Raw genomic sequence first — 21,280 nt, forward strand, 5'->3', positions numbered from 1 at the left:
CGTCCCGTGTCGGGTCTAGCGCCAGATCAGTTACGGTCCGGTTACTCTCCGACAGTTTGGGAAAGGTGAGACGACTCAATAAGCGCCGCTATCCTCTGTCGGGTTTCTTGGCTGTGCGCGATATCGGTACGGGCCTGCTCCAGTGTGATCGCTCCCGCTTCCGGATCAGGCGATTGGACGTCCGGCGCCCCCTTGCGGACCTCCCAAAGAGCACGTTCCGCATCGGAGCCGAACTTTTCAATCAACCCGGATGTGCCAGATAGCCAGGCCTGCCGTCCGGCGGCAGGGATGTCGCCTTCCCGTTCGAGAATTTCCGCCGCAGCCGCATGTTCGCCGAGCCGCGCCAATGCCTGCGCCCGGATCGAAAGGCTCGCCGGATCGGTCTCGCCCGCGACGAGCGTGAGGGCGAGTGAGGAATCCCCGTTCCCTAACGCGACGCCTGCTGCCAGATGCCGGTGAGTAGGCGAATTTTGATCGGAATCGACCTTCAGCAGCCGCCCGGCCAGTTTCGGCAGACCCAGATCCAGCAGACGGCGCACGGCGAGATACAAAACTTCAGGCTCTAGAAGATCTGGCCGCTGATCGCCCGATGGATCTTGCACGAACCGCAGGAGCGCGACGTCGTCCTCCAGCACAATCATCTGGTCCACGATGACGGAAAGCAGTTCATCGGCAGGCCCTGGCGGCACCCCGTCCGCAATTAGGCGCCTGCGATGTGCAAGGGCCGCCGGAAAGTCGCCCAGATGGGCACGGGCAATACTCGCCTGGGTCAGCAGGTGCGCGCCGATCTCCGTGCCTCGCACTTCGCCAGCCATTGCCTCGGCGAGTTCGACCTGCTTGGGGTCGATCCTGCCCTCGTGGATGGCGTTCGCAAGTAAAGCACTTAACGCCCGCGGGGATTGTTCGCCGTTCTTTGCCACGACGTCGTTCAGCGTTTCCATCGCCTCATCCCGCTCCGAGGGTGCGACGTCCGTTGTCGCATCCAGCAGGACCAGTTCGCTGCTCTTCGCTTCACCGGCCCGCCGGGTCGCATCCCGCACCGCGGCCGCTGCGTCATCGGCTCCCGCAGCGAGCAGATTTCGCGCCAGCGCCGGCCCCAATTGCGCGCGCGGAAGGGGCGGCAGCCGGAAGAACCAGTTTTGCACCGCCGTCTCGTTGATATTCTCCAGGCTTTTGGGATCCCTGCTGGCAAGGACTGCCCATGCCGCACTCGCGCCTTCGCAGCTCTCCTGATCTTCGAAGGGGCTGTTGCCGATGGGCTCGCCCTGATCAAGAAGGCTGGCAATCGTTCGATAAAGGGGAGCTTCATCGACTAAGCCGGGAAACTCTTCCACGACTGCAAGCGCTTCGGCACCGAAGCCGAGGGAAAGATACGCCTGGGCCATTTGCCCGACAGTCATCTTGGCAGGCTGATCACGTTGATCCAGCAGGTCCCGCCGGGCCGCGGCGAGGTCACTGATATTCGCGCCGGCACCGGCCCATTGCTCGGGCTCTAGCAGGGTGGACTCCAGGCACGATTGTCCGTTGGACCGGGGTGAGGAGACCCCGATCCCTTGGAAATTCACACGATCGAACACGGTTTCAGTGACCATATGCCGGGCCTCGGCCTGCGGATCTCCGTGCAAGCTCAGCGTCTGCCGTGGACGGGCCTTTCCTGTCGGCAGTCGCATCTCCGCAAGGCCCTGGCTCGCCGCCCGACCCAGTTGCTGGATCATCGCATTGCGGATGGTCAGCCTGTCGGGCCTCCGCTGATCCGTAACCCGCGTTCCCACCGGCAGCCCACCATCGTGTTGCTGGAGATGCGGCGCCCGCTCGGGCATCGGCGCCATTGCCGAGACGGCAGGCGGCAGGCCGAAAGGCAGGACGTCAGGTTGGGGCGCAGTTTCGCTGGCCGCTTGCGGATCGCTTGTGATGTCGATTGCCACAGTGTTCGCGCCGGCGCGAAATACCTCGATCGAACATGCGCATTGGCTTTCGATCAACAGAGTGCCGGACGGCTGGTCGAACGCGACGGACTGGATCCGATCCTTGGGGATCAGGTCGAAGACCTGGGAAAGATCCGGCGACAGATCTGACCTGTCGAACTGTACTTCGTATCCCCCCGACGTCTTGCGCTCTGTCCAATCGATCGGCCGCCCAAAAACCATGACAAGCCTCGAGAAGTTGTCATGCTCGCCGGACAGGACGCGGACGTTTTCCGCGCTCGCGGACGCTGCAAGAAGACTGAGCAGAAGGACTGCTGCGACACGGAAGATCATGCCGCGTCCCTCTGCTTCACATCCTTCAACGCTTCCTCGAGGTCTCCGAAACTCGGGCGGATATGGCTTGGCGTGTTCTGCCGTCCGACCTCGATGCAGATGTTGGTCGCGTGACTGTGGAGGTTGGCGACCAGAACTTCCCGGATCAACTGGTAGAAATGGGCGTCTTCGTCGATGACATCGCGGAGCTTGGCCGCGAAGGGCCCCACAAGACCATAGGCGATGAATACTCCAAGGAACGTTCCCACGAGGGCGCCACCGATGAGCTTACCAAGAATCTCCGGCGGCTGATCGATCGAGCCCATTGTCTTGATGACGCCCAGCACCGCCGCCACGATGCCCAGAGCCGGGAGTCCGTCGGCCATCGTCTGCAGCGCGTGGCTCGAATGAAGAGCATGGACATGATTCGCCTCGATCCTCTTCTCCAGGACTTCCTCCACCTGATGCGGATCGTCATAGTTCATCGAAGCGGATCGCAGTGTGTCGCAGATCAGGTCCACCGCTTCCGCGTCGCGGAGAATCTTCTGATAGGTCGAAAAGATGGAGGACTCACGAGGCGCCTCAATATGCTCCTCAAGCCCGACAGGATTCTGCCGCGCAAGACGGATCAACTCGAACAGGAGGCATAGAAGGTCGCGATAGTCTTCGGGCTTCCACTTCGGCCCTTTGAAAACCTTCGTGATGTCCGCCCCGGTATGCTTGATCGCCTTGATATCGTTGGAAATGACGAAAGCTCCGACGGAGGCACCGCCGATCATGGTCAATTCATAGGGCAGCGATTTCAGGATGATCGCCATCTTTCCGCCCGCGGCGATATATCCGCCGAAGACCATGACGAAAATGATGATGATTCCGACGATTCCGATCATTCACTGGCTCCGCTGACGTCAGGACTCTCGCCCGGCAAGCTGACAGGCATGCGTTAAGATTGGCTGAGGGCTATTGGGTCGGAACGTTGGCGTTTCTTCCGGCGAGCACGACGCTGGCGGCATAGGCCTTTTCCGATGAAAGCCCGGACAGGATGGCGGCGGCGGCAACTGGTTTCATGCGGGCCAGGAAGCCCGCCGCGAAGGTCGCATCCATTTGCTCGAAAACCGCTGCGGCCTCCTTGGGCTTCATGTTCTGGTACACGCTGGCAAGGCGGTCGATATCCGATTCGGCCGCGCCGTCTGCGAGCGCCAAAGTCGCCTGAAGGGATGCCTCGGCCTTTTGGAGAGCCGCTAGGTTCAGGTGGATCTCTTCCTCAGCGACCCGAAGTGTCTGCGTCCTTTGCGCGAGCTCGGCTTCGCGGGCGTCAAGTTCGGCCGACCTGTCCTTCAGGATCTGAAGGGTCCGGCGAATGTCCGAATCGCTGTCGCAGACCTGGGGGATGGCTGCTTCCGCTTCCGCCCGTGCCCAATCCGCATTGACAATGCCGCGCGCCACGGCAGGCCCGACGCCCTCCGCCAAACGCACCAGGCCGGACAGCAGCAGCAGCAGGGCGATGGTGGAAGACGCTCCCCGGCCGGCACGACGACTCCGCTTCCGGCGCCGCGACATCACCGCGCCTCCGTCGTCATCACTCTGCGCGACCGACGCACCTGACGCGATTTGCTCGCCTCGGGCATGAGATCCTGCGCGGTGGGAACGTCGTGCAGCGTGGCCAACATCAGCTCGATTCGGTCGGCGGCGTCTTCTGCACGCTTCGTCAACGCCTGCAGTTTTTCCGCCGAGGCCTGAGACGTCGAGCGCGCGGTCTCCAGCGCCTTTGTCATCTCGTCGACTTGGACGGACAGGACTGCGACCGCACCTCCGACGCCATTTTCCAGATTGGTGAAGCGGTTGAGGCGACGGGACAGGACGAGGCAATAAATCGCGGCCCCGAAGGCGCCCGCGATGAGAAGAACGTCGGCAAAAAGATCCATCGTTGGCTCCTAGTTTAGCACGAATTGCGAAATGAGAAGGTCGCGCACGCGATCACCGCCAACGACGAGCTGGATTCGGCGCAACATCTGCGCCCTGATCCGGATGAGCGCCGTCGGACGTTCGATCTCTTCGACCTCAACGGCCCGCAGGTAGCTGTTCAAAACGTCGAGAATGCGCGGCATCAGGGCTTCGACTGTCCCCTCCTCCCCGGGCGCGACCTCGAGGTTGGCCTGGAACCGCAGGTGATGCCCCACCCCCTCCGACCGTCCGAGGGAGATGACAACGGGGTCCATCGGGACGAAGGCCGTATCCAGTTGATCCGTCCCGTGGGCAGAGTGCGCCTCGTCCGAGCCCCCGGTATCCAGCAGCCCCGAATAGGTTGCCATGAATCCTGCGCCACCGAGCACCGACGCGAGGACGATCCCGATCAGAATGGGCATGAGGCCCTTGCGCGTTTTTTCCGGTGGCGCTTCCGCAGCCTGGACGTCTGCCATGTCGGTCTCCCGTGTGGTCCGCGAGGCACTGGATACGATGACAACGGCTAACCGATTGTTAAGCGAGATCTTCCAAAGATGCGCCGACGGGCAGAAGACCCGCCGATTGGAGATTGTCGCGTGCAGAATGTTCTCGCTACCTGGTCCCGACTGGACGTACGCAAGCGAATCGTGGTCGTCGCCGCCGCGCTTGCCATGTTCGCCGCCGTCCTTGCGCTTTCGAGATTCGCCACTGCGCGCCCGATGGACCTGCTTTACGCCGGGCTGGAGGACGCGGCGGCCGGGGAGGTCGTGACCGCGCTCGAGCAACGCGGTGTCGCGTATGATGTGCGGGGGAAGGCAATCTATGTCGACGCGGCCCAGCGGGACGAGATCCGGATGCAACTCGCCAGCCAGTCGCTGCCGTCCAATGGCAGCGCCGGATACGAGCTTCTAGACAACCTGAACGGCTTCGGCACCACCTCGCAGATGTTCGACGCCACGTATTGGCGCGCCAAGGAAGGCGAACTTGCCCGGACCATCATGGCAAGCCAGCAGGTCCGCACTGCGCGGATCCATATTTCCGCAGCCCCCTCCCATGGCTTTCGGTCGGAGCGCGAAATGTCGGCATCGGTGTCGGTCAGTGCCGTTGGCGGAATCACTGACTCACAGGCGCGGGCCTACCGATTCCTCGTCGCGTCGGCCGTATCGGGAATGCGGTCCGGCGACGTCACCGTGATCGACAGCGACAGCGGCATCGTTGTGGGTTCCGAATCCCAACAGCCGATCGAGGACGGTCGCAAGGCTGCGGCTCTGAAGCGGAACGTGGAGCGGCTGCTGGAAGCCCATGTCGGGCAGGGCAATGCCGTTGTCGAAGTCAGCCTCGAAACGGTCACCGAACGCGAATCGATCACGGAACGCAGGATCGACCCCGACGGACGCGTGGCCATCAGCACCGAAACCGAAGAACGGAGCAATACCAGCCGCGGGTCGGCCGGGGGAGGCGTCACGGTCGCCAGCAATCTGCCTGACGGCGACGCCGCCGCCAGCGCATCGGACACCTCCAGTCAAAACGCCGAAAGCCGGGAACGGGTGAACTACGAGGTGTCCGAGACCCAGCGCGAGATCTTGAAGGTTCCCGGCAGCATTCGGCGCCTCACCGTGGCCGTGCTCGTCAATGCGCTCAACACGACGGACGCTGCAGGCGTCCCTGTGAGCACGCCGCGCTCGGAAGCGGAGCTCGAGGATCTGAAATCGCTCATCGCCGCCGCCGTCGGCTTCGATGAGGCGCGGGGCGACCAGATCACCATCCGGTCGATGGCGTTCCAGACCCTCCCAGAACTGGACAGTGTCGCGGCTCCCGGCCTGTTCGATCGCCTCGACGTGATGAGCCTCCTTCAGATCGGCGGCCTGGCGTTGGTCGCCCTGATCCTCGGCCTCTTCGTGGTGCGCCCGATCTTTGCGCGTGGGCCGAGCCCGTCGCGGATTGATGCCGAGCCGCCGAACAGTCTGCCGAGCCCTACAAGCGATCTTCCCGACCTCCCGGCCCTCACCGGAGAAATCGACGACGAGCCGTTCGTTCCGGCGATGCAGGTGGTCAACACCTTTGACCTCGGAGAGGAGGACGGCCCGGACCAGGTGCCGAGCCTTGCAAACCGGGATGTGGACCCGGTCGCGCGGCTTCGGAGCCTTATTAACGAACGCCAACAGGAAACCGTGGAAGTACTGCGGAGCTGGATGGAAGATGACAGGAAGGACGCCTGATGGGCCAACCCCTCAAGCTTGAGTGCTTCGACATTGAAGACACCGCATCGGCGGTCGTGCTGTTGCCGGAATCCCGTCTGGAGGAAGAGCGGCTGCAGGCCTTCGACAGTGGGTACAAGGCCGGTTGGGACGACGCCGCGGCCGCCCACGTGTCGCAACAGGCGAACATCTCCGAGGTCCTCGCCGACAACCTCCAACGGATGTCCTTCACCTATCACGAGGCGCGCGCGGCCATCCTCTCCGAAATGGAAGCTATCCTGCGGGGCATGGTCGAGCGGATCCTGCCGTCCGCCCTGCAACCCTCCCTGGGCGAAATGATCCTCGACCGGGTGTTGGAGGTCTCGCAAGAGGCGGCCGAGGTTCCCGTGGAGATCGTGATCGCTCCGGAAAACGCGGAGCGGCTCCGCCAGATCGTCGCCGGCAAGGTGGCCCCCCCTCTGGACATACGGGAGGAAGTGTCCCTCGGCGGCGGGCAGGCCTTCCTCCGGATTGGAAGGACGGAGGAGAAAGTCGACCTCGACAGTGTCCTGCTCGAGATTTCCGCTGCCGTGACCGATTTCTTCGAGTGCGGCACGCCTGAAAAGGAAGCCATCAATGCCTGATACTGCATCTACGCCCGACCGATCCAATGCGTTCTCCCAAGTTCCGGTCGAAGTCATCGTTTCCGTGGGCCACGCCCGGCCACGGATTTCCGAACTGCTCGGGCTGGAGCGCAATGCGGTTCTGCCGCTGGACAGGCGCGTCGAGGACCCTGTCGAACTCTTCGTCGGCGACCGGCTGATCGCGCGCGGGCAGTTGATCGAACAGAGCGGCGCGCGGGAGGGGCAACTCGCCGTGCGGCTTACGGAGATCATCGAGAACGGCGAGAGCCTGACGTGACACGATCCCGCATCGTGTGGCGGGCCGCGACGATCTTGGCCGTGTTCGCGCCAGCCCTTTTGGCCGGATCGGCACAGGCGCAAGAGGTCGTTCTCTCCCTCGGGGAGGGCAACTCCCTGACCGCAACCAGTATCCAGCTATTCCTGCTCGTCGGATTCATCAGCTTCGCGCCCGGCCTTCTGGTGATGGCCACCTGCTTCCCGCTGATTGTCACAGTGCTTTCGATCCTGCGCCAGGCGACGGGGCTGCAGCAGTCGCCGCCGAATACACTCATAATCTCGCTTGCCCTGGTGCTTACGTACTATGTCATGGATCCGGTCTTCACCGAGGCCTGGACGACAGGGCTCAGGCCGCTGATGCAGGAGGAAATCGACGCGGCAGCCGCCATCGAGCGCATCGTGGAGCCGTTTTCGGAATTCATGCTCACCCGGGCCGACCCGGAGACAATCGAGAGAATGGCGGCACTTCGGCAGGTCGGGGAGGTGAGTGGCCTCGATCTCGGCGCCCCGCCGCTTTCGGTCCTCATCCCGTCGTTCATGCTGAGCGAAATTTCCACGGCCTTCCAGATCGGCTTCCTGCTCTTCCTGCCATTTCTCATCATCGACCTTGTGGTGGCAGCGATCCTGATGTCCATGGGCATGATGATGGTGCCGCCAGCGCTCGTCTCGCTGCCCTTCAAGCTGGCGTTCTTTGTCGTCGCCGATGGGTGGGCACTCACCACCGAGGCGCTCGTACGGGGATACTTCTGACCACTGCCACAAGTAGCGTCCGCCGGTGATCACCGGGCTGGCCTGCTCTCCCTTCAGGACAGGTTGTGTTCGAAGATCTTGTCGATGGAAGACAGGATATGGCAGCGAACCTCTCGCGCCGCGCCCGTGAGCGGGCGGTCGGAGGGATGGATGACATACCACTTGCGGATGATCGGCAGATTGTCCGCCTTGGGCGAAACCAGGCGCCCGGAGTGAAGCTCTTCGGCGACGGTGTGCTGGGACAGGATCGAGATCCCCAGCCCCGCAATGACGGACTGCTTGATGGTCTCGTTCGAGGGCATTTCCAGCAAGTGGTCCGGCTCCCCGAGATCGAGATTGCGCAGATACTGCTCGGTCAAGCCCCGGGTGCCAGACCCCTGTTCGCGGGTGATGAAGGGCTCCGCGAAGATATCCTCCGGCGCGATCTTCCGGAGCCGCGCCAAGCGATGATCCGGGGGCACGACCAGCACGTGCGGGTTGTCACCAATCGGCGTCGCCATGACCGGCGGCGTCCGCGGCGGGCGGCCCATCAGAGTCAGGTCGAAGGCGCGGTCGTTCAGCCCGGCAAGGATCTCGCCGCGATTGCCCACCTTCAGGATCACCTCGACGCCAGGCAGGCTCCGTTTCAGCCGCGCCACCAGCATCGGCGCGAAATACTTCGCCGTGCTCACGACGCCGAGTACCACGACACCCGCCTGCCCCCGGCGCAACGCGTCGATGGTCAGCATCGCCTGCTCCAAGCTGGTCTCGGCCTTCTCGAACGCCAGGAGCAACGCCTCGCCCTCGGCTGTGGGTGTGAACGCCTCGGCCCCTTCGCGGTAGAGCATCTTGCAGCCGAGGGCTTCCTCCAGCGCCTTGAGCTGGCTGTGAACGGCGGGCGGCGTGAGCGACAACTCCTCGGCGGCACGGCTGATCGACCGCTGCGCCGTGACGGACCGCAGGGCGCGAAGCTGTTTCAAGGTCAGGGCGTTGAGCGCACTCATTAGATTTCTCTGAAGGATTCTTCTTATATTTTAAATTTCCTTATAATTCAAAACAAGGAATATAACACCTGTTCGTTCATCGCAGGAAGGGAGGCCGCGATGCTGGAGACGGTAAGTTCCATCGAGACCACGCATGTGCCCGACGCCCTGCGCCCGACGATCGAGGCGCTGGCGAAAGTCGCGCGCAACCTCTCCTACACGATCCGGCGCGGGCCTCTTGGCCAGTCGCTCGGGCACGCGGTGGGAGAGAACACGGACGGCGATGCGCAAAAGGCGCTGGACGTTTTGGCGGACGACGCGTTCGCTAGCGCCCTCGGTGCGGCCGGCGTGCGCTGGTACGCCTCTGAAGAGCGGGAGGAGATCGTGCCGCTGAGCGAGCACGGCCGTTTCGCGCTCGCCATCGATCCGCTGGACGGATCGTCAAATATCGACGCGAACGTCTCCATCGGCACGATCTTTTCGATCTACGAGGCGAAAGGCGATTCATATGCCAGCCTGCTCCGCCCTGCCAGGGAGCAGATCGCGGCCGGCTACGTCATCTATGGGCCGCAGACCCAAATGATCGTGACCTTCGGCGCCGGTGTACAGACCTACCTGCTGGACCCGGAAACCGACACGTTCAAGCTCGTCGAGGCCACGAAGACCATCCCCGAAGGTTCCAGCGAATTCGCGATCAACGCGTCCAATTACCGCCACTGGTCCAAGCCCGTGCGGGCCTACATCGACGACTGCCTAGCGGGAAGCGAAGGACCGCGGGGGAAGAATTTCAACATGCGCTGGATCGCGTCCCTCGTGGCTGAAACCCACCGGATCATGAGCCGCGGCGGGATCTTCCTCTATCCCGGCGACGACCGCCCCGGCTACGGCCGTGGCCGGCTCCGCACGGTCTACGAATGCGCCCCCATCGCCTTCCTCATGGAACAGGCCGGCGGGGCGGCGACCGACGGCTGCGACCCGATCATGTCGCGCACCGCCCGCACCCTGCACGAGCGGACGCCCTTCGTTTTCGGCACCACGGTCAAGGTCGACCGGGTCGCCGCCTACCACGACCTGCCGGATCACGAGGTTTCCGCGCTGTTCGGCAATCGCGGCCTGTTCCGCGCCTGAGAAAGACACACACATGAGCAAGAACTACCCGATCATCTCGGTGACCGGCTCCTCCGGTGCGGGCACCACCACCGTCAAGGCGACCTTCGAACAGATCTTCCGCCGCGAGGGCATCACGGCGAGCATGATCGAGGGCGACGCTTTCCACCGCTACAACCGCGCCGAGATGCGCGAGGAGATGGAGGCGCATAAGGCCGCCGGCAACGACACGTTCAGCCATTTCTCCTACGAGGCCAACGCGCTCGACAAGCTGGAGGAGGTGTTCCGCAGCTTCGGCGAGACCGGCACCGGCAAGACCCGGACCTACGTGCATGACGAGGCTGAGGCCGAAACTTACGGCACCCCGCCGGGCCAGTTCACCGACTGGCGCGACCTGGAACCGGGCGCCGACCTGCTGTTCTACGAAGGGCTGCATGGCGCGGTGGTGAACGAGGACGTCAACCTGTCCGTCCTGGCGGATCTCAAGATCGGCGTGGTGCCGGTCATCAATCTCGAATGGATCCAGAAGATCCACCGGGACCGCTCCAGCCGCGGCTATTCCACCGAGGCCGTGACGGACACCATCCTGCGCCGGATGCACGCCTATGTGCACTGCATCTGCCCGCAATTCACCGAAACGGACGTGAATTTTCAGCGAGTGCCCGTCGTCGACACCTCCAACCCCTTCATCTCCCGCTGGATTCCGACGCCCGACGAGAGCCTCGTGGTGATCCGGTTCAAGAACCCGCGGGGGATCGATTTCCCCTACCTAACGTCGATGATCCAGAACTCCTGGATGTCCCGCGCCAATTCCATCGTGATCCCCGGCTCCAAGATGGACCTCGCCATGCAGCTCATCTTCACGCCCATGGTGATCCGCCTCATCCAGGAGTCCCGCCGCGCCAGAGGAGACCGCAGATGAACGTTCAACAGACCGTCCAGACAGGGGTCGAAGACCTCATGGCCAATGCAATCCGCGTGCTGGCGATGGACGCGGTGCAGGCCGCGAACTCCGGTCATCCGGGTGCGCCGATGGGGCTCGCCGACGTGGCCACGGTCCTCTTCAACCGCTTCATGAAGGTTGACCCGAGCGACGCTCAATGGCCCGACCGGGATCGGTTCGTCCTGAGCGCGGGGCACGGCTCGATGTTGATCTACGCGATCAATCATCTGCTCGGCTACGACGACATGGGGATGGACCAACTCCGCACGTTCCGTCAGCTCGGCGCGCGCACGGCCGGCCACCCGGAATACGGCCACGCCAAGGGGATCGAGACCACGACCGGGCCGCTTGGGCAAGGGATCGCCACCGCCGTCGGCATGGCATTGGCCGAGCGCATGATGAACGCCCGCTTCGGCGACGACCTGGTGGACCACTACACCTATGTGATCGCCGGTGACGGTTGCCTGATGGAAGGCATCAGCCACGAAGCCATCGACCTTGCCGGGCACCTCGGCCTTGGCCGGCTGATCGTCCTCTGGGACGACAATGCGATCACGATCGATGGGGCAACCGACCTCTCCACGTCGACCGACCAGCGGGCCCGTTTCGCAGCCGCCGGCTGGCACGTGCAGGGGGTGGACGGGCACGACAAAGCGGCCATTGCCGCCGCCATCGAGGCCGCCCGGAACGATGCGCGCCCGTCCCTGATCGCCTGCAAGACCATCATCGGCTTTGGCGCGCCCACCAAGCAGGGGACGCACCACACCCACGGTGCGCCCTTGGGAGACGAGGAGGTCGCCGCCACCCGCGCGGCTCTCGGTTGGCCACACGCGCCGTTCGAGATTCCCGACGACATCCGGCAGAGCTGGCGGGGGATCGCCGAACGCGGTGCGCAGGCCCGCTCCGCCTGGGCCGCACGGCTGGACGCCTCCGACCGCAAGGACGCATTCCGGACCAATCTGGCGCCAGTGGACGCCGCCGCACTTCGCGAGGCCATCTGCGCGCACAAGCAACGCCTGTCCGCCGAAGCGCCCAAGGTGGCGACGCGTCAGTCGTCCCAGATGGCACTCGAGGTGGTCAATGCCACCCTGCCCAACTCGGTCGGCGGCTCGGCGGACCTGACCGGCTCGAACAACACGAAGACGAAGGGCATGACGCCGGTCACGCGCGACGACTTTTCGGGCGACTACATCCACTACGGCGTTCGCGAACATGCCATGGCCGCTGCGATGAACGGCATTTCGCTGCATGGCGGTCTGCGGCCTTACGGCGGCACCTTTCTCGTCTTCGCCGACTACTGCCGCCCGGCGATCCGCCTGTCCGCGCTGATGGACCAGCCCGTCACTTACGTTTTCACCCACGATTCAATCGGGCTGGGTGAGGACGGGCCGACCCATCAGCCGGTTGAGACCATCGCCTCGCTCCGCGCCATGCCGAACCTCACGGTCATCCGCCCGGCGGATGCGGTGGAAGCGGCGGAAGCCTGGGAGATCGCGACAACCTCGCAAAGGACGCCCACCGCACTCTGCCTATCGCGGCAGGCCCTCCCCACCCTGCGCACCGCCCATACAGAGTCCAACATGGTGGCGCGCGGCGCCTATGTTCTGCGCGAGGCAAACGGGGGCCGCGACGTGACGCTGATCGCTACTGGCTCGGAAGTGGAGATCGCGCTCAAGGCGGCCGACGTGCTTGCCGAAGATGGCTTGCGCGCTGCGGTGGTCTCCGCCCCGAGCTTCGAGCTCTTTGCCCACCAACCGGCCACCTATCGGCTAAACGTGCGCGGCACCGCGCCCCGCGTCGGCGTGGAGGCCGCCGTCCGCCAGGGTTGGGAGCTGTTTCTGGAACGATCCGACGGCTTCGTGGGCATGACCGGCTTCGGTGCCTCGGCACCCGCCGCCGCGCTCTATCGCACTTTCGGGATCACGCCGGAGGCCGTCGCCGACGCCGCCCGACGCCTCGCCGCCGCGCAGCACACCGACTGACAGCATTTACAGGGAGGATCACATGGCACTCATCACATTGCGACAACTGCTGGACGACGCCGCGGAGCATGGCTACGGCGTCCCGGCTTTCAACATCAACAACATGGAGCAGGGTCTGGCGATCCTGAAGGCGGCCGACACCGTGGATGCGCCCGTGATCCTGCAGGCCAGCCGTGGTGCCCGGAGCTATGCCGGGGACATCATGCTGCGCCGGATGGTGCAGGCGCTCTCCGAGATGTATCCCGCGATCCCGATCTGCCTGCACCAGGACCACGGCAACAACGAGGCAACCTGCCTTTCCGCGATCCGCCACGGCTTCACCTCCGTCATGATGGACGGCTCGTTGGAGGCGGACATGAAGACGCCGGCAAGCTACGATTACAACGTCGCCATCACCGCCAAGGTCGCCGAGGCCGCCCATGCCGTGGGCGCTTCGGTGGAGGGCGAGCTGGGCGTGCTCGGCTCGCTGGAAACCGGGGAAGCCGCGGCGGAGGACGGCTCCGGCGCGGAAGGCAAGCTCGATCACGACCAGCTTCTGACCGACCCCGACCAGGCTGTCGACTTCGTCATGCGGACGAAATGCGACGCGCTCGCGATTGCCTGCGGCACCAGCCACGGCGCCTACAAGTTCACCCGCCAGCCGGACGGCGACATCCTGGCGATGAACGTGATCGAGGCCATCCACCACACCCTGCCGAACACGCACCTGGTGATGCACGGCTCGTCGTCCGTGCCGCAGCCGCTGCAGGACCTGATCAATGCCAATGGCGGCGAGATGCCCCAGACCTGGGGCGTGCCGGTCGAGGAGATCGAGCGCGGCATCCGCCACGGGGTTCGCAAGGTCAACATCGACACCGATTGCCGGATGGCCATGACCGGTCAGTTTCGCAGGGTCGCGCAGGAAAACCCGAAGGAATTCGACCCGCGCAAGTTCCTGATCCCGGCGATGGCCGAACTGGAAGCGCTCTGCCGCGACCGCTTCGAACGCTTCGGCACCGTCGGTAACGCCAGCCGGATCCGCGTGATGCCGATGGACGAAATGGCCGCGCGCTACGCCGCCGGGGTGCTGGACCCCATCACCGACGCGGCCGCCGCTGCCTGACATTCTGGGAGGACAACCATGAACGAACTGAGCAACCCGCAGGAAATCACGGACAAGAAGAAGCGCTATGCCGCCGGCGTCCTGAAATACGCCCAGATGGGCTACTGGGACGGCGACTACGAGCCGAAGGACACGGACGTCCTGGCCCTCTTCCGCATCACCCCTCAGGAGGGCGTGGACCCGATCGAGGCTGCCGCCGCCGTCGCCGGCGAAAGCTCCACCGCGACCTGGACCGTGGTCTGGACGGACCGGCTGACCGCCTGCGACAGCTATCGCGCGAAGGCCTACAAAGTGGAGCCCGTGCCGGGCACGCCGGGGCAGTACTTCTGCTACGTCGCCTACGACCTGATCCTGTTCGAGGAAGGCTCCATCGCCAACCTCACGGCATCGATCATCGGCAACGTTTTCAGCTTCAAGCCGCTGAAGGCCGCCCGGCTGGAAGACATGCGCTTCCCGGTCGCCTACGTGAAAACCTACAAGGGCCCGCCCACCGGGCTGATCGTGGAGCGTGAGCGGCTCGACAAGTTCGGCAAGCCGCTGCTGGGCGCCACCACCAAGCCCAAGCTCGGCCTTTCCGGCAAGAACTACGGTCGCGTCGTCTACGAGGGGCTCAAGGGCGGCCTGGATTTCATGAAGGACGACGAGAACATCAACTCGCAGCCCTTCATGCACTGGCGCGACCGGTTCCTCTATTGCATGGAGGCCGTCAACCACGCCACTGCCGTGACCGGCGAGGTCAAGGGGCACTACCTCAACATCACCGCTGGCACGATGGAGGAGATGTACCGCCGTGCGGAGTTCGCCAAGCAACTCGGTTCGGTCATCGTGATGGTGGATCTGATCATCGGCTGGACGGCGATCCAGTCCATCTCCGAATGGTGCCGCCAGAACGACATGATCCTGCACATGCACCGGGCAGGCCACGGCACCTACACCCGCCAGAAGAGCCACGGAATCAGTTTCCGGGTGATCGCGAAGTGGCTGCGCCTTGCCGGCGTGGACCACCTCCACTGCGGCACCGCCGTGGGCAAGCTGGAGGGCGATCCGCTCACGGTGCAGGGCTACTACAACGTCTGCCGGGAGACCCGCAACGAGGTGGACCTGCCGCGCGGCATCTTCTTCGAGCAGGACTGGGGGGACATCAAGAAGGTGATGCCCGTCGCCTCGGGCGGCATCCACGCGGGGCAGATGCACCAGCTCATCGACCTCTTCGGGGATGACGTGGTGCTCCAGTTCGGCGGCGGCACCATCGGCCACCCAATGGGTATCCAGGCGGGCGCCACCGCCAACCGCGTGGCACTGGAGGCGATGGTGCTGGCCCGCAACGAGGGCCGCGACATCCGGAACGAGGGCCCGGAGATCCTGAGGGAGGCCGCCAAGTGGTGCAAGCCGCTGGAAGCCGCGCTCGAGACCTGGGGCAACATCACCTTCAACTATACGCCGACGGACACGTCGGACTTCGTGCCGACCGCAACGCCGGCAATGTGAGGAGAGACACGATGCGTATCACACAAGGTTGCTTTTCGTTCCTGCCCGACCTGAGCGACGCCCAGATCACCGCGCAGGTGGAGTATTGCCTCGAGAACGGCTGGGCGATCGGGGTGGAATACACCGACGACCCACACCCCCGGAACACCTATTGGGACATGTGGGGCAACCCGATGTTCGACCTGCGCGACGCCAAGGGCGTGATGATGGAGCTCGACGCATGCCGCGCGGCGCATCCCGACGCCTATATCCGGCTGAACGCCTTCGACGACACGCGGGGTGTGGAGTCCGTCAAGATGTCCTTCATCGTCAATCGGCCGTCGGAGGAGCCGACGATCCACATGCAGCGAACAGATTTCGAGGGGCGGACCCAGAAATACGCCTGGGACGTGCGGCGGTAACAGGTTTCGGACCGGCGTGGCCGGTCCGACCGGCCGGGGGGCGCTGCCCCCCGGACCCCCCGGGGTATTTTCACAACGAGAACAAGGGGCGGCGGCATGGATGATACGACGACGATACCTCCGGCAACGGTCGATCTGGCGGCCCGGTACGAAGCCTCCGGCGTGGCGGAGGTGCTGCGGGAGCTCGACGCGGAGTTGATTGGCCTGGAGCCGGTTAAGACACGGATTCGCGAGACGGCGGCGCTGCTGTTGGTGGATCGGGCGCGGCGCGACCTGGGGCTCGTGCAGGAAACGCCGACGCTGCACATGTCCTTCACCGGCAACCCCGGCACCGGAAAGACGACGGTCGCGCAGAAGATGGCGGGGCTGCTGCACCGGCTCGGGTATGTGCGCAAGGGGCATTTGGTGAGCGTGACACGCGATGACCTCGTGGGCCAGTACATCGGGCATACGGCGCCCAAGACCAGGGAGGTGCTGAAGAAGGCGATGGGGGGCGTGCTCTTCATCGACGAGGCCTATTACCTCTACAAGCCCGACAACGAGCGCGACTACGGCCAGGAGGCGATCGAGATCCTGCTGCAGGTGATGGAGAACAATCGCGACGACCTGGTGGTCATTATGGCGGGCTATGCCGACCGGATGGATACGTTCTTTGCCGCGAACCCGGGGTTCCGCTCGCGGATCGCGCACCACATCGAGTTTCCGGACTACAGCGACGGCGAGTTGATGCGGATTGCGGAGCAGATGATGGCGGCTCAGAGCTATCGCCTCGACGACGGCGCGAAGGCGGCGCTGGCAGAGTACGTCGAGCTGCGCCGCAAGCAGCCGCATTTCGCCAACGCCCGTTCGCTGCGCAACGCGCTGGACCGTGCCCGTCTCAGGCAGGCGAACAGGCTGTTCTCCGAAAGCAGCGGACCATTGACGGCCGAGGCGCTGAGCACGATCCAAGAGCCAGACATCCGCGCCAGCCGCGTCTTTCGCGGCGGGCTCGACGTGGACCGGCCCCGCCAGCAGGGAGAGACGCCATGAGTTTTGATCGGTCCATCAAGATCGCGCCCTCGATCCTGTCGGCGGATTTCGCCAACTTCGGGCAGGAGATCCGCGCCATCGAGGCGGAGGGCGCCGACTGGGTGCATGTGGACGTGATGGATGGGCATTTCGTGCCCAACCTCACCTTTGGCCCGCCCGCGGTGAAGGCGTTCCGGCGGCATGTGACTACCTTCATGGATGTGCACCTGATGATCTCGCCAGTCGAGCCGTACATCGGCGCCTACGCGGATGCGGGCGCGGACATGCTGACGGCGCATATCGAGGCGGGCCCGCACATCCACCGCACCTTGCAGGCGATCCGGGGCGCGGGGATGAAGGCGGGGTTGGCGCTGAACCCCGGGACGGGGCTCGACGCGGTGGCGCATCTGCTGGACCTCACGGACATGGTGCTGGTGATGACGGTCAACCCGGGCTTCGGCGGGCAGACGTTCATCCGCTCGCAAGTGGACAAGATCCGGCGGCTGCGGCAGATGATCGGCGACCGGCCGATCCACATTCAGGTCGACGGCGGAGTGGACACGACCACCGCGCCGCTGGTCGCGCAGGCCGGGGCCGACGTGCTGGTGGCGGGCTCCGCGGTGTTTCGGGGCGGGTCTGTCGACGCGGCTGCGATCTATGGCGAGAACATCCGCGCCATTCGTGCCGCCGCGATGGGCATCGGATCGGCAGCCTGACGCTGGCGGTGATCGTCCTCGGCGTCTGAACGCCTCGCGGCGGGGCCGTCCGTCGATGAGCTCCGCAGAGTGCCGATGCCTTTCGGAACGTCAGCTTGACTGCCCGTCCCGCCTTTCAATGATCCGATCCTGCACCGCGCAACCGTCGGGTGGCCGGCGCGGTGTTACGCCAGTGTCACGCTTGGCGGGTCATATGCCTCCGGGGCCGCGGGAATCGGCCCGCCCAGGTTCACACCAAGGATGCATTCCACATGACCCATACGAGATCCATTGCCGTCGCCCTGCTGGGTACCACCGTGCTTGCGGCGCCGGCCTGCGCTCAGTCCATCCAGCGTATCGCCACCGTTCCGCTCGACGCCGAGATCACCGGCCTTTTCGAAGTTGGCCCGGACCTCTTCTTCAACGCCCAGCATCCGAGCGATGAGCTCCCCACCGAGTTCGCGAAGGCGACCGTCGGGGTGGTCGCGAATGCCGACTGGAGCGCCACGGAGATGATGCCGGCCGAGGGCGATGAGAAATCGGTGATCCGCTCGTCGCTGGGCGACTACCAGATCCTGTTGCAGGAAGGCGATGAGGGGATCGTCGGCGTCATCACGTCGATCGGCGGTGAAGAGCTGCTCGTTTCCAACGACCCGGACTTCAACGCCTTCGTGCCGACCGGCGACAGCGAGGGCTACCTCTTCACCAACTGGGAGAACCGCCCCGGCGGCATGTCCCGCGCCAAGATTGCCCGCGCCGAGGACGGCAGCTGGTCCGTGGACACGTCGGACCTGAAAATGATCGACTTTTCCGACGTCGACGGCACCTGGGTGAACTGCTTCGGAACGCTGTCGCCATGGGGCACGCCGCTGACGTCGGAGGAGCTCTACTTCGACGACACGGTCGACTGGAACAACCCCGAGTACAAGTACATCGAGGACACCCAGATGCTCGCCTCCTACCTCGGTGAGGGGACCTATCCGAACCCGTACGACTATGGCTACATTATCGAGATCACTGATCCGGCCGGCGCCACCACGCCGGTGAAGCATTTCGCCATGGGGCGGTTCAGCCACGAGAATTCGGTCGTGATGCCGGACAACAAGACCGTCTACCTGTCGGACGACGGCACGGGCGTTGTGTTCTTCAAGTTCATCGCGGACACTGCGGGTGACCTTTCCGCCGGCACGCTTTACGCCGCCAAGATCACCCAGCAGGGCGCGGCGGGCGCTGCTGCCGGTGAAACGCCCTTCGGCATCGAATGGGTGGAGTTGGCCCACGGAACCGACGCCGAAATTGCCGAATGGATCACGGACTACGACGGTATCGGCATCGAGGATCACGTCGCCGGAGAGACCAATTACATCTCCGACGAGGAGGTCGCCGCTTGGGCCGCCGGCGAGGCCGCTGACAACCGCGTCGCGTTCCTGGAATCCCGTCGTGCCGCCGTCGCCAAGGGCGCGACCGGCGAATTCCGCAAGATGGAAGGCGTGAACATCAACTACGACGGTGCCAAGGATGGCTCGGTTCCGTACATGTACATGGCCATGTCCGAGGTATCAAAAACTATGTCGGATGGCGAAGGCGACATCGACGTGGCCGAGAACCAGTGCGGCGTGGTCTACGAGATGGAACTCGACGCCAGCTACGACGTCTCGGCCATGGTGCCGGTGGTCGCGGGCTCTGGGTTCAACGCGGACGCCGAACTGAACGCCTGCCCGCTCGACTCGATTGCCAATCCGGACAACATCCTCGTTCGCGCGAACGGCCAGGTCGTGATCGGCGAGGACAGTGGCAACCACGAAAACAACGCCCTGTGGGTCTGGACCCGCAACAGCCAGAGCTGATTTCGGGCCGTTTCGCGTAGAACTGGGGGAGGCGGCAAACGCCTCCCCGTATCGTGCCGCCGTCGGTTGCTGGTCGAGGTTTCGGACCGGCGTGCCGGTCCGACCGGCCGGGGGGCGCTGCCCCCCGGACCCCCCGGGGTATTTTCACAACGAGAAGACGGGGCGGCGTCGGGGATGAGACGACGACACCTCCGGTAACGGCGGCGGCAATCTTCCTTGAAAGAGCTTTCTGGAGTGACTCCCGATGATCCGTTCCCGCGCCGTTGTCTTTTCCGCTGCCATTCTGTCGGCCGTGCTCGTCGTGACACCCGCGGCTCACGGGGGAAGCGGGCGAACCAAGGCAGTCAATGAGGACCTTGGCCTGCCCTACTGGCCCCCCGGTCGTGGCGAGGTGGATCACGCCGCCCTACGCCGCCGATCTCTGGAGGTGTTGGACCGCCAGTTCGGTGCCTTTCGCGACGCGACTGCCGAGTTGGCCGTTACCGCGGCTGGGGTCTGTGACGGCTCCCGGACCGAAGACGACGTGAAAGCGGCCCTCCGGCGGGCCTGGTTGACCTGGGCGCCGCTGGACAGCTACCAATTCGGACCAGTCGAGCAGCTCGGAGCGGCGTTGACCGTCAACTTCTGGCCGGACAAGAAAGATTTCGTCGGCCGCGGGCTGGACGCATTGCTCGCCCTGCCTCCCGACGCGCAACGCGATCCAGAGACGGTCGCGGCCATGTCAGCCGCCGCTCAGGGACTGCCGGCGCTCGAACGGTTGCTGTACACCGACCTGGAGCCCTGCCCGGCAATCGTGGGCATCTCCGGCTTCCTCAGCGGACTGGCGCAGGACCTCCACGACGCGTGGTTCGCGCCGAACGGCTGGGCTGACATCGCGCGCGCCGCCGGGCCGGAGAATCCGGTTTACCTGTCGCCGGGCGAATTCACCGCGACGCTCTACACCGCCGTCGACTTCGGCCTGACACGCGTCGCCGAGGCCCGACTCGGCCGGCCGCTGGGCACGGGAGGGCGGAGCTACCCGCGGCGGACGGAGGCGTGGCGGTCCGGACTGAGTGACGAAATCGTGGCCGCGCAACTGGCTGGGCTCGCGGAACTGATCGAGACCGGTTTCGCAGGCGACCTGCGGGAAACCGACCGCGCCTGGATTCTCACAGTCTTTGCACAGGCTCTGAACCGGCAGGCCGAGATCGGTGACCCATTGGCGGAGGCGGTGACGGAGCCTGACGGGCGCGCCAGGGTTGAGGCCTTACAAACCAAGATCCGGTACCTGCAACTGGAGGTGGCGAAGGACGTGGGCCCCAACCTGGGCGTGGACACCGGCTTCAGCGCTGCGGACGGGGATTAGTCCTTGAGGCTATGGAGGTAGCTCAGCAACTCCGCGACGTCTCCCTTGGACAACTCGAACTCCGGCATGGCGTCGAAGCCGCCCATGGCCCGGCGGAGGCTGTTGCGGGGGACGCCACGGATGTCGGGCGCCATGCCGTCACCCTCCGCGTGCTCCATGTGGCAGTCGATGCAGTTGTCGCGGTAGATGGACTCGCCCTGCGCTGTGTCATCCGCTTGTGCCGCCCCGCAGCACAAGACCAGAATGGCGCCGAGCGCAGTGGCGTGGCGGGTCCTCGGGACTGAGATGCCCATTGTCTCGACTCCGTTTCAATTTCCGCGACATTGAACCCGACGTCGGTGACACGGACATGACGCCCGGCCCGCGAATGGC

General features: G+C 64.7%; 21 protein-coding genes. 14 read left to right on the forward strand and 7 right to left on the reverse strand.

Annotated elements, in window-relative coordinates; genetic code table 11:
- Positions 1-41 precede the first annotated feature (41 nt).
- The 5 genes from BM075_RS13160 to BM075_RS13180 all read right to left on the reverse strand — a co-directional run bounded on the left by BM075_RS13160 (position 42) and on the right by BM075_RS13180 (position 4,657).
- A complete protein-coding gene (locus tag BM075_RS13160) occupies positions 42-2,258 on the reverse strand; it encodes a hypothetical protein (protein WP_093361144.1) in 2,217 nt (738 codons plus the stop codon).
- A complete protein-coding gene (gene motA, locus BM075_RS13165; protein WP_093361145.1) occupies positions 2,255-3,127 on the reverse strand; it encodes a flagellar motor stator protein MotA in 873 nt (290 codons plus the stop codon). The genes BM075_RS13160 and motA overlap by 4 nt, the downstream gene beginning before the upstream one ends.
- A 70-nt stretch (positions 3,128-3,197) precedes the next feature.
- Positions 3,198-3,797, reverse strand: coding sequence for a MotE family protein (locus tag BM075_RS13170; RefSeq protein WP_093361146.1), 600 nt, complete (start codon positions 3,795-3,797; stop codon positions 3,198-3,200).
- Complete coding sequence (locus tag BM075_RS13175) at positions 3,797-4,162, reverse strand: hypothetical protein (RefSeq protein WP_093361147.1); 366 nt, start codon at positions 4,160-4,162, stop codon at positions 3,797-3,799. Before BM075_RS13175 ends, BM075_RS13170 begins: the two co-directional genes overlap by 1 nt.
- A 9-nt stretch (positions 4,163-4,171) precedes the next feature.
- Positions 4,172-4,657 (reverse strand): flagellar basal body-associated FliL family protein, encoded by a 486-nt coding sequence (locus tag BM075_RS13180; RefSeq protein ID WP_093361148.1) that lies wholly within the window; start codon positions 4,655-4,657, stop codon positions 4,172-4,174.
- Positions 4,658-4,735: 78 nt separating this feature from the next.
- Here BM075_RS13180 and fliF point away from each other — a divergent pair, with 78 nt between their 5' ends.
- Genes fliF through fliP form a run of 4 tightly spaced genes read left to right on the forward strand, consistent with a single transcriptional unit; the run spans position 4,736 to position 8,028 of the window.
- The gene (gene fliF / locus BM075_RS13185; protein WP_093361149.1) at positions 4,736-6,400 is read left to right on the forward strand and encodes a flagellar basal-body MS-ring/collar protein FliF; all 1,665 of its coding nucleotides are present in this window, start codon (positions 4,736-4,738) and stop codon (positions 6,398-6,400) included.
- A complete protein-coding gene (locus BM075_RS13190; RefSeq protein WP_093361150.1) occupies positions 6,400-7,002 on the forward strand; it encodes a FliH/SctL family protein in 603 nt (200 codons plus the stop codon). Before fliF ends, BM075_RS13190 begins: the two co-directional genes overlap by 1 nt.
- Positions 6,995-7,279, forward strand: a complete 285-nt coding sequence (locus tag BM075_RS13195; protein WP_093361151.1) for a FliM/FliN family flagellar motor switch protein — start codon at positions 6,995-6,997, stop codon at positions 7,277-7,279. Before BM075_RS13190 ends, BM075_RS13195 begins: the two co-directional genes overlap by 8 nt.
- Positions 7,276-8,028, forward strand: a complete 753-nt coding sequence (gene fliP / locus BM075_RS13200; RefSeq protein WP_093361152.1) for a flagellar type III secretion system pore protein FliP — start codon at positions 7,276-7,278, stop codon at positions 8,026-8,028. The genes BM075_RS13195 and fliP overlap by 4 nt, the downstream gene beginning before the upstream one ends.
- Positions 8,029-8,081: 53 nt before the next feature.
- Here the strand turns inward: fliP and BM075_RS13205 are convergent, their stop codons facing one another.
- Positions 8,082-9,011 carry a LysR family transcriptional regulator gene (locus BM075_RS13205; protein ID WP_093361153.1) on the reverse strand — a complete coding sequence of 310 codons (930 nt, stop codon included), beginning with the start codon at positions 9,009-9,011 and terminating at the stop codon, positions 8,082-8,084.
- A gap of 99 nt (positions 9,012-9,110) precedes the next feature.
- On the opposite strand from BM075_RS13205, the gene BM075_RS13210 reads away from it, so the two are divergent.
- From BM075_RS13210 to BM075_RS13255, 10 genes are all read left to right on the forward strand, one after another.
- Entirely contained in the window at positions 9,111-10,118 is a 1,008-nt protein-coding gene (locus BM075_RS13210) for a class 1 fructose-bisphosphatase (protein WP_093361154.1), read from the forward strand.
- A gap of 13 nt (positions 10,119-10,131) precedes the next feature.
- On the forward strand, positions 10,132-11,019 hold the full coding sequence (locus BM075_RS13215; protein WP_093361155.1) for a phosphoribulokinase: 888 nt from the start codon (positions 10,132-10,134) through the stop codon (positions 11,017-11,019).
- Positions 11,016-13,022: a transketolase gene (gene tkt / locus BM075_RS13220; RefSeq protein WP_093361156.1), complete on the forward strand. Its 2,007-nt coding sequence runs from the start codon at positions 11,016-11,018 to the stop codon at positions 13,020-13,022. Before BM075_RS13215 ends, tkt begins: the two co-directional genes overlap by 4 nt.
- A 22-nt stretch (positions 13,023-13,044) precedes the next feature.
- On the forward strand, positions 13,045-14,124 hold the full coding sequence (gene fba, locus BM075_RS13225) for a class II fructose-bisphosphate aldolase (RefSeq protein WP_093361157.1): 1,080 nt from the start codon (positions 13,045-13,047) through the stop codon (positions 14,122-14,124).
- 18 nt (positions 14,125-14,142) lie between these two features.
- The gene (locus BM075_RS13230; RefSeq protein WP_093361158.1) at positions 14,143-15,612 is read left to right on the forward strand and encodes a form I ribulose bisphosphate carboxylase large subunit; all 1,470 of its coding nucleotides are present in this window, start codon (positions 14,143-14,145) and stop codon (positions 15,610-15,612) included.
- An 11-nt stretch (positions 15,613-15,623) separates the two neighbouring features.
- Positions 15,624-16,013 carry a ribulose bisphosphate carboxylase small subunit gene (locus BM075_RS13235; protein WP_093361159.1) on the forward strand — a complete coding sequence of 130 codons (390 nt, stop codon included), beginning with the start codon at positions 15,624-15,626 and terminating at the stop codon, positions 16,011-16,013.
- A 96-nt stretch (positions 16,014-16,109) separates the two neighbouring features.
- Positions 16,110-17,042, forward strand: a complete 933-nt coding sequence (gene cbbX, locus BM075_RS13240; protein WP_093361160.1) for a CbbX protein — start codon at positions 16,110-16,112, stop codon at positions 17,040-17,042.
- The gene (rpe, locus tag BM075_RS13245) at positions 17,039-17,737 is read left to right on the forward strand and encodes a ribulose-phosphate 3-epimerase (protein WP_093361161.1); all 699 of its coding nucleotides are present in this window, start codon (positions 17,039-17,041) and stop codon (positions 17,735-17,737) included. The genes cbbX and rpe overlap by 4 nt, the downstream gene beginning before the upstream one ends.
- Before the next feature lie 251 nt (positions 17,738-17,988).
- Positions 17,989-19,563, forward strand: coding sequence for a PhoX family protein (locus BM075_RS13250; RefSeq protein ID WP_093361162.1), 1,575 nt, complete (start codon positions 17,989-17,991; stop codon positions 19,561-19,563).
- Between the two features lie 244 nt (positions 19,564-19,807).
- Positions 19,808-20,908, forward strand: coding sequence for an imelysin family protein (locus BM075_RS13255; protein ID WP_093361163.1), 1,101 nt, complete (start codon positions 19,808-19,810; stop codon positions 20,906-20,908).
- On the opposite strand, the gene BM075_RS13260 is transcribed toward BM075_RS13255, so the two are convergent.
- Positions 20,905-21,201 carry a c-type cytochrome gene (locus BM075_RS13260; RefSeq protein ID WP_093361164.1) on the reverse strand — a complete coding sequence of 99 codons (297 nt, stop codon included), beginning with the start codon at positions 21,199-21,201 and terminating at the stop codon, positions 20,905-20,907. The genes BM075_RS13255 and BM075_RS13260 overlap by 4 nt on opposite strands.
- Between the last annotated feature and the right edge of the window lie 79 nt (positions 21,202-21,280).

The sequence above is a fragment of the Tropicimonas isoalkanivorans genome, assembly GCF_900112335.1.
Classification (GTDB): domain Bacteria; phylum Pseudomonadota; class Alphaproteobacteria; order Rhodobacterales; family Rhodobacteraceae; genus Tropicimonas; species Tropicimonas isoalkanivorans.